General features: G+C 63.9%; 8 protein-coding genes and 1 pseudogene. 5 read left to right on the top strand and 4 right to left on the bottom strand.

All coding sequences use genetic code 11. The features are described from left to right. Nucleotides 1–936 (top strand): annotated as a pseudogene (locus tag CQ020_RS24250) (hypothetical protein); the annotation flags it as partial. 110 nt (nt 937–1,046) lie between these two features. Beyond that, nucleotides 1,047–1,478: a hypothetical protein gene (locus tag CQ020_RS20160; protein ID WP_105693542.1), complete on the top strand. Its 432-nt coding sequence runs from the start codon at nt 1,047–1,049 to the stop codon at nt 1,476–1,478. Here the strand turns inward: CQ020_RS20160 and CQ020_RS20155 are convergent. Continuing rightward, the gene (locus CQ020_RS20155) at nt 1,475–2,551 is read right to left on the bottom strand and encodes an FUSC family protein (RefSeq protein WP_374955206.1); all 1,077 of its coding nucleotides are present in this window, start codon (nt 2,549–2,551) and stop codon (nt 1,475–1,477) included. The genes CQ020_RS20160 and CQ020_RS20155 overlap by 4 nt on opposite strands. Before the next feature lie 123 nt (nt 2,552–2,674). Here CQ020_RS20155 and CQ020_RS20150 point away from each other — a divergent pair, with 123 nt between their 5' ends. Beyond that, on the top strand, nt 2,675–3,160 hold the full coding sequence (locus CQ020_RS20150; protein ID WP_105693540.1) for an SRPBCC family protein: 486 nt from the start codon (nt 2,675–2,677) through the stop codon (nt 3,158–3,160). Beyond that, nucleotides 3,157–3,678 (top strand): GNAT family N-acetyltransferase, encoded by a 522-nt coding sequence (locus CQ020_RS20145; RefSeq protein ID WP_105693538.1) that lies wholly within the window; start codon nt 3,157–3,159, stop codon nt 3,676–3,678. The genes CQ020_RS20150 and CQ020_RS20145 overlap by 4 nt, the downstream gene beginning before the upstream one ends. Nucleotides 3,679–3,764: 86 nt before the next feature. On the opposite strand, the gene CQ020_RS20140 is transcribed toward CQ020_RS20145, so the two are convergent. Both CQ020_RS20140 and CQ020_RS20135 read right to left on the bottom strand, forming a co-directional pair. Then, complete coding sequence (locus tag CQ020_RS20140; RefSeq protein WP_105693536.1) at nt 3,765–5,090, bottom strand: cell wall metabolism sensor histidine kinase WalK; 1,326 nt, start codon at nt 5,088–5,090, stop codon at nt 3,765–3,767. Nucleotides 5,091–5,104: 14 nt separating this feature from the next. Then, nucleotides 5,105–5,788, bottom strand: coding sequence for a response regulator transcription factor (locus CQ020_RS20135; protein ID WP_181151969.1), 684 nt, complete (start codon nt 5,786–5,788; stop codon nt 5,105–5,107). Nucleotides 5,789–5,850: 62 nt separating this feature from the next. Between CQ020_RS20135 and CQ020_RS20130 the strand changes: the two genes are divergently transcribed. Then, complete coding sequence (locus CQ020_RS20130; RefSeq protein ID WP_105693534.1) at nt 5,851–6,861, top strand: endonuclease/exonuclease/phosphatase family protein; 1,011 nt, start codon at nt 5,851–5,853, stop codon at nt 6,859–6,861. On the opposite strand, the gene CQ020_RS20125 is transcribed toward CQ020_RS20130, so the two are convergent. Next, entirely contained in the window at nt 6,858–7,277 is a 420-nt protein-coding gene (locus CQ020_RS20125) for a VOC family protein (protein WP_105693532.1), read from the bottom strand. The genes CQ020_RS20130 and CQ020_RS20125 overlap by 4 nt on opposite strands. Nucleotides 7,278–7,310: the final 33 nt, after the last annotated feature.

The raw sequence follows: 7,310 nt of genomic DNA, 5'->3' as shown, positions 1-7,310 counted from the left end.
TCCGGCGGCGGCAGTACGGGGGTGGGTGGCCCGGACGTTGGCGGCACGGTAATTCACGGAGTAGCACCCAAGGGAATCTCCCTGGGATGGAAAGTGGGCGCCGGTGTTGCCGCGGTGGCCGCGGTTGTCGCGAGTGCCGCCATGGCTTTCGGAGGCGCGGGATCGGATACCTCGGGGCCGCCGAAGGCAGATGCGCCGCCAGTTGCGGGTCTGCCAAGTGCGCCCGAGCTGAAGCCCCCCGTCTCCGAAGACGTTTCCCAGGAATTTCCGCTGTTTCCGGACCTTAGCGATCCGTACGAAGCGACCCCTGAGAAGCCGGTCTTCTTCCCCTTCCCGCCGAGCACCAAACCAGGACCCGGCCTTTTGCCCAGCCCTTTGCCGTCCCCGGGGAATTCCCTGCCGCCTGTCGTCCAGCCGCTTCCCACCATTGCACCTACGGGACCCGCCACCCTGCCAACGCCGCAGCCCACTCCATCACTTTCCCCGACGCCAGCTCCAAGCACCACCGCAAGCACTAGCCCGAGCGCTGCTCCCAGCCCCAATCCGAGCCCTGATCCGAGCGAAACGCAGGCTCCAGCGCCGGCAGTGACGGCGACGTTCACCGCAGAGACGGGCACAACGGCGTCGGATACCAACGTCACTGTCACGTTCAACCTCAAGGACCAAACGGCGGTGCCATCCGCCGCCGAGGTGGTGTTCACTATCTCCGCCGGCACGGACATGATCCCGGGCAAACTTGTTGAACCGGCGGGCTGGACCTGTTCAAAGGAAGACGCTGCCACAACGCAATTCCGCTGCACCAGCACGGCTGTGGACCCGAATGACCTGACGTTCCTGCTGGGAGTCTCCAAGCAGGACGAAGCGGAAGTGGCCACCCTGGACTATTCATTCAGCGGAACAGACATTGAGAAAGTGACTTTCTCCAACACGTTCTAGCGTCACATGCTCCGGTGGCATGGCCAGGGACGTGACCCGTAACTTGACAACGCCCGACAGCAGGAACCGGGTTACCATGGCACTTCATTCGAGCCTGAGGGGGCAGTGCTATGAAGAACAAAACCTTGGCATTCATGACGGCCATGGTGGTTAGCGGAATGCTGCTGGGCGGCTGTTCCAGCCCCGCGAACACGGGCTTCAAGGCGTTGGAACGCGAAGCAACGGAAGCGGACACTCCTCCCAAGGTTCCAAACCTTGACCAGTTCGAATTGGAAAAGGTGCTGATGGTCGCCGAGGCGAACGGCAAAAAGTACTACTTGGGACAAGGCAAACAGGGCCGCCCGTCGTGCCTGATCGTGGAAGCGGCGAACCCGTCCTTCTCTCATAGCGGATGCACCGACTCCATCCAGGGAGAGATGCTGAGAATCAGTGGTCCCGACCAGAAATCGGCTGTTCTGGTATCCGACGGCTATGACACCAAGGAGCTGGAGTCGAGCGGCCTGACGAAAATCCACCCGAACATCCTGGTAGTAACGAACTAGCCCGTTTCTTTGGGAACCCGCCCTCGCGGGGACCTCACCAGCACAGCCACGGCGATGCCCACCACGGCTCCCACCAACGTCTCAACGGCACGCTCCATCACCAGCACGCCTGGATCCATGGGTGCGGCCAGTTGCGCGATCAGCAGGATAACCGGCGTGAAGAACACCATGGCCCACCCGTAGTGCCTTGCCATGAACAGCTCAGTGGGGAACTGGCACAGCACCACCAGCACAGCGAGCACCACCGCGGTTTGGCCCGGGAAGTACTGAAGCGGCGATAGCGGACCGGGAAAAAGCACGACGGCGACTATCCCCAACCCGAGGAACGTCCCCACAATCCGGTGGATACCCCGGTGGACGCGGCTTGGGAGGTCGGCTCCGGCGAGGGGCACGGCCGCCGCGGCCATGGCCCAGTGCGGGTGGCCGCTGCCGCTCAGGACTCCGATGGCCCCGGCGGCACCCACTGCGAGCGAGTAACGGGCCGCATGAACCAGGGCCGACTGTCGGAGCGGGCCGCGCAAGACTGGAACCCCGCGGGCCGCGCCGGCCACCCAGGTGCGTCGCCGAAGCCAGCCCGAAAAGCCCACCAGCATCGAAAAGGCGGCGGACGCCGCTGCGATGAGCACCGCCGTCGTGAACGGAACATTGGTGGGCACGGAGGCGCAGGCGCCCAGCGCAAGGATGCCGAAGAATGGGCCGATGGGTTTGAGGCGTACAGCATCCGCGTACAGGGATCCGGCGCCGGCAAACAGCGTAGCCACAAGGACCAACCACCAAGAGTGGATGTGGTTGATGGAAAGGAAGACTCCGATAGTCAGCCCGCCCACCAGGAAGAGGGCGGCCTGGGCTTGATGTTTGAGCCTGGCTTGGTGAGTTTCGTTGCGGCCGTACATGCCGGTCAGCGCGCCGAACACGGCGTACAGCATGAGGTCCGGGCGGCCGATGAGAATCAGGAACAGCCCCGGCACTGCGACGCTCAGGGCTACACGCACTGCCGAGAGGCGATCGTTGTTGGCTGGGCCCAGCCGGTGGAGTTCGCGCGCGTGGACCATCAATGCGGGCACGGGGAACACCACCAATCAGTCTGGGTTGTCTTCGAAAATTATCAGCAATGCCGTCCGGGCCGCCATAAGCCCGGTCACAAGCCGTAGCGAGCTGGGGCACACAGAGCATGAAAGGTCTGGGAAGATCGAGGTATGCCCGTCGCTTTCGTCTGCCGCACCCGCTCCACCATGTCGCCGCAGGAACTGTTCGATCTCTCCCGCAACATCGATGCCCATGTGGGGTCCATGAAGCACAGCCGCGAGAAGGCAATCGGCGGCGTCACCACTGGTCTGATCTCGGAAGGTGAGACCGTCACCTGGCAGGCGTGGCACCTCGGAGTCCGGTTCCGCATGACCAGCCGCATCACGCGCATGGAAGCGCCGACGTCGTTCTCTGATGAGCAGGTGAAGGGCCCTTTCAAGTACCTCCGCCACACACACGAGTTCCGGCCCGAAGGCAGCGGGACCCTCATGGTGGATACCGTGGAATTCGCGGCGCCGTTCGGCCCGCTGGGCAGGCTGGTGGAGAAACTGATCCTGGCCCGGTACCTGCAGAACCTTATTGAGAAGCGCAACGAGTTCCTCGTGGCCGAAATCCCTCCCGCGGAAGCCCAAGCAAGCACGGACTCCTGGCAATGATCAGGCTCGCGCATGCGGACGACCTCCTGATTCTGCAGGGGATCGAGCGTGCTGCGGGCGAGGCTTTCAGGGCTTTGGGAATGGACTCGATAGCGGACGACGAGCCGCTTACCGTTGACGAACTGAACGGTTATGCCGCAGCCGGGCGCGCGTGGGTTTCCGTGGACGGGCTCGATTACCCGGTGGCGTATTTGTTGGCGGACGTCGTGGACGGCGACGGCCACGTGGAACAGGTCAGCGTCCATCCGGATCAAGCACACCAGGGCCTGGGCCGGGAACTGTTGCATGCAGCGCGCGTCTGGGCCAGGGGCCACGGAATGCAGCGGCAAACCCTCAGCACCTTCCGGGATGTGCCGTGGAATGCTCCGTACTATCGTCGCCTGGGCTTCGAAGTGCTCGACGCCGGCAGTTGGGGTCCGCAGTTGTCCCACCTGATGGAGCACGAGGCTGAGTTGGGCCTGACCCGCTGGCCGCGGGTAGCCATGTGGCGTCCCGTTGTTCCGCCGGACCCCTCGTAGCCCGGACTCCAGATAGCCCGGACCTTTCATAGCCCCGGCGGGGCTCAGCTGGCGGGGCTCAGCTGGCGGGGCTCAGCTGGCGGGGCTCAGTTGGCGCCGGCCAGCGGCAGGGTGAGGCTAAGGTGCGCTCCGCTTGGGCTCGGATGCGCTGTTGCCGTGCCGTGGTGGGCCAGGGCTATGTTGTGCACCACTGCGAGTCCCAGGCCTGACCCGGCCACACTCCGTGCAGTGGTTGAACGGTAGAACCTGTCAAAAACATGGGCCAGATCCTGAGCTGGGATGCCGGGTCCCGTATCCCGCACATCGAGAGTGACGCTGCCTTCGGAGACGGTGAGCGACAGCCTGACCTGGCCGGGCTCGGGTGTAAATTTTCCAGCATTGTCCAGTAAGTTCGCGATCGCACGGGCCAGCCTGGCGCGTTCCCCCGTCACCAGGAGTTGCTGCGGGGATCCATCCAGGGACCACTCGATTCCGGGGTAGCGCCGCTGGGCGTTCTCCAGGCAATAGAGGACGAGTTCGTTGAGGTCCATGTCCTCCACGAAGGACGGTGCCTCGTCATGGCGGGCCAAATCGATCAGGTCTTCAACCAGGGATTGCATCCCCATCAGTTCATGCTCCAAGGCCCCCGTGATGCGTTCCCTACTCTTCTGCTCCAGGTCGGGATTCTTGAGCATGGCAGCGTTGGTCCGCAGTGATGTCAGGGGAGTCCGCAGCTCGTGGGAAGCATCGGCAATCAGCTGTTCCTGCTGGCGGCGGGATTGCTCCAGTTCGCCGAGCATCGTGTTGAAGGCGATGCCGAGCCTGTCGATTTCGGTGGTGCTGCTTCGAGGGATCCTGATGTGGGTGTCGCCGGTTTGGGCAATGCCCTCCGCTACGGCCGTCAGCCGATCAACGGGCCGGAGTCCGCGCCTGGCGGCCACGTAGGCAGTGCCGGCTGCCACCACCAAGGCTCCCAGCACTGTGGCCGCCAGCAACCAACCGAGACGCTCAAAGGACGCCAACACCCTGTCGTCCCTGACTCCAACAACTAATGCCCTCTGGTTTGACAGCGGCCTGACATAAACGCGGATGGGATCTTCGCCGATGGTCGCTTCCGTGAAGAAGGCAGCACTCCCGCCGGAAGCCACCTCTCGCATCTGCCCGGTAATGGGCAAAGCCGGACCGTCTCCAGCGTCCGGGTCTTCAGCGGGCGTTGGCGCCACGATCTGGGCGCATGCCGGCGAGCGGACCCAGGTGCATTGCGAAAAGCCCTGCCAGTTCGGGTCCGTCTGGATCAGTTGAATGATACGGTCCGATTCACGCCTCAGGGACAGATCCTCGTTGGTGCGCAGCTCGTGCCCCACCAGGGCGTAGACCAGCACCGCGAACACCAACACGGTGAGGGTGATGGCGGCCGCGATCACCAGGGTCATTCGCAACCTCAGCGTCACGATGCTGCCAGCCGGTAGCCCACTCCGCGCACTGTCTGGATGAGCCGTGGTTCACCCTCAGCTTCGAGTTTCCGGCGCAGGTAGCTGACGTAAACCTCCAATGAGTTGGAGGCCGGCGTCATGGCATAGCCCCACACTGCGTCACTGATCTGGCTCCGGGTGAGTGCCTGTTCCGGGTTTTCCGCCAGCACGCTGAGGAGGGCGTACTCGGTGCTGCTCAAGTCAATCCACCGCCCGTTGTGCCTCACTGCATGAGCCTCGGGTACCAGTTCCAAGCCGTGGTACATGGCGGGGCGCTGGGGAAGGTGCGCCGTCCGGCGTGCCATGGCGCGCAACCGTGCCAGCAACTCATGAGGGTCAAAGGGTTTGGAAAGGTAGTCATCCGCTCCTGCGTCCAGACCTGCCACGCAGTCAGCCACGTCACTGCGGGCCGTCAGCAGCAAGATGGGAACCGTGTTGCCGGCGGCCCGGAGCATTCGGCAGAGGCCGAGTCCGTCCATCAGCGGCATCAAGACGTCAGCCACCAGCAAATCCGGGGACGTTGCGGCAACCTTTCCGAGCGCCTCCCGGCCGTCAGCGGCCGATTCCACCAGGTAGCCGGCAGCTTCAAGCAAGGATTGCAGGGAGCTCCTGATTTCCGGATCATCGTCGACGACCAGGACTGTTATGGGCTCCGTCATGGCCACCAGCATAGTTCGCACGGCTTCAGAATCCTTTAAGTTCCCTTCTGAACCATGGGTCTATGGATAAGGACACTGGAACCACCTATGCAACGGCCACCCAACGGGGGCTGCTTGAGGCTCGGCGGCGCCGTCCACGAGCCAGGGACTGGGTTGCAGGGGCCTTTGCGGGAGTCTTCACCGTGCTGCTCTTCGGCCACGGATTGGTTCCGGAAGATCACGGGATGGCGCTGGTCATCGAGAGCTTCCTGCCCTGGCTGGGGGTGATCACGGCGGTGCTGCTGGTTGTGGCGTTGCTGTCCAAAGCCTGGTTCGGCGTCATCCCAGCGGCGGCCGCGCTCCTTGCCTGGTGCGTCGTCTTCTTGCCGGTCCTGATGACGGGAGTCGGCCCCGTTTCGGCTGCGGACACCACCGAGGAGGGGGCGGCCAACGGATTGACCGTTGCTACCCAAAACCTACGTGCAGGAAATCCTGATCCGGGCGCGGCCGCCGAAAAGCTGCTCGAGTCAGGTGCCGACGTCGTGGTCCTGCAGGAGCTCACCGGGCCAACGCTGGAACGGATTTCTCCCGTGCTGGACGGTACGTACGGGCATCGACTAACTGCAGGAACCGTTGGGGTATGGAGCCGGTTCCCGCTGAGCCAAGGGGAGCCCCTCGCTTTGGGGCTCGGCTGGTCGCGCGCCGTGAGCATGCAGATGGAAACCCCTGACGGTCCCGTCCAGCTCTATGCCGTACATTTGCCCTCCGTTAGACCCGGCGATGTCAGCAGCAGGAACAACGGGCTTGAGAAACTCACCCGGATTGTGGAAGCGGATATTTCGCCACGCATGCTGGTGGTCGGCGATTTTAATGCCGCCGCCACCGACCGCTCCTTCACCCCGTTGCTGGCAATACTCGACGACGCCCGGTCCGGCTTCGGATTCACCTGGCCGGCAGGCCTTCCCGCCACGAGGCCGGACCACATTTTGTTCCGCGGGTTCACCATGACCGGAGCCTCCGTGATCTCCTCTCCAGGGACGGACCATCTGGCCACGACAGCACGGCTGCAGCCCGGAACAACCCGCCCGAGCTAACCTGCCACCAACTCCACCTCATAGCTGTCCGTGTTGAGCAGGTACGCCGCGTAGTGGTCCGGACCCCCGGCGTGCGGATACTTCGACTCGAACATCTCGTACCAGCCCGCGTCCGCGCCGAGTGCCCGGATCCTGTCCACGTTCTCCCGGGTGCCGGCATGGAAAGCCACGTGGTTCACCCCGGGATCAGTGCGGCGGTGGGTTGTGGCGGTGGCGGCATCAGTCTGCTCCACCACCGCGTACGTGCCACCGAGCTTCCAACTGCACCCCGTGGGCCACTCCTGGAAGGGCTCATAACCGAGCTCACCCAGCAGCCAGCCCCACTCCTCCTTTGCCCGGTCAAGGAACGGCACCCAGATCTCAAGATGGTGGATGGACCCCACCGGGCCGGCAGACTCTTCAGCAATCTCGCGCATGCGCCGATTCTACGAGGTCCCGCCGGGCTCCAC

It is taken from the genome of Arthrobacter sp. MYb23, from assembly GCF_002979775.1.
In the GTDB taxonomy this organism is placed as follows: Bacteria; Actinomycetota; Actinomycetes; order Actinomycetales; family Micrococcaceae; genus Arthrobacter.
This window is presented reverse-complemented; position numbering and strand designations above follow the sequence as displayed.

Bases quoted from the DNA above. Each gene is read 5' to 3' on its own strand.
- CQ020_RS20130 (WP_105693534.1), top strand. From the start codon at position 5,851: ATGGATAAGGACACTGGAACCACCTATGCAACGGCCACCCAACGGGGG.
- CQ020_RS20145 (WP_105693538.1), top strand. From the start codon at position 3,157: ATGATCAGGCTCGCGCATGCGGACGACCTCCTGATTCTGCAGGGGATC.
- CQ020_RS20140 (WP_105693536.1), bottom strand. From the start codon at position 5,090: ATGACCCTGGTGATCGCGGCCGCCATCACCCTCACCGTGTTGGTGTTC.
- CQ020_RS20160 (WP_105693542.1), top strand. From the start codon at position 1,047: ATGAAGAACAAAACCTTGGCATTCATGACGGCCATGGTGGTTAGCGGA.
- CQ020_RS20150 (WP_105693540.1), top strand. From the start codon at position 2,675: ATGCCCGTCGCTTTCGTCTGCCGCACCCGCTCCACCATGTCGCCGCAG.
- CQ020_RS20135 (WP_181151969.1), bottom strand. From the start codon at position 5,788: ATGACGGAGCCCATAACAGTCCTGGTCGTCGACGATGATCCGGAAATC.
- CQ020_RS20125 (WP_105693532.1), bottom strand. From the start codon at position 7,277: ATGCGCGAGATTGCTGAAGAGTCTGCCGGCCCGGTGGGGTCCATCCAC.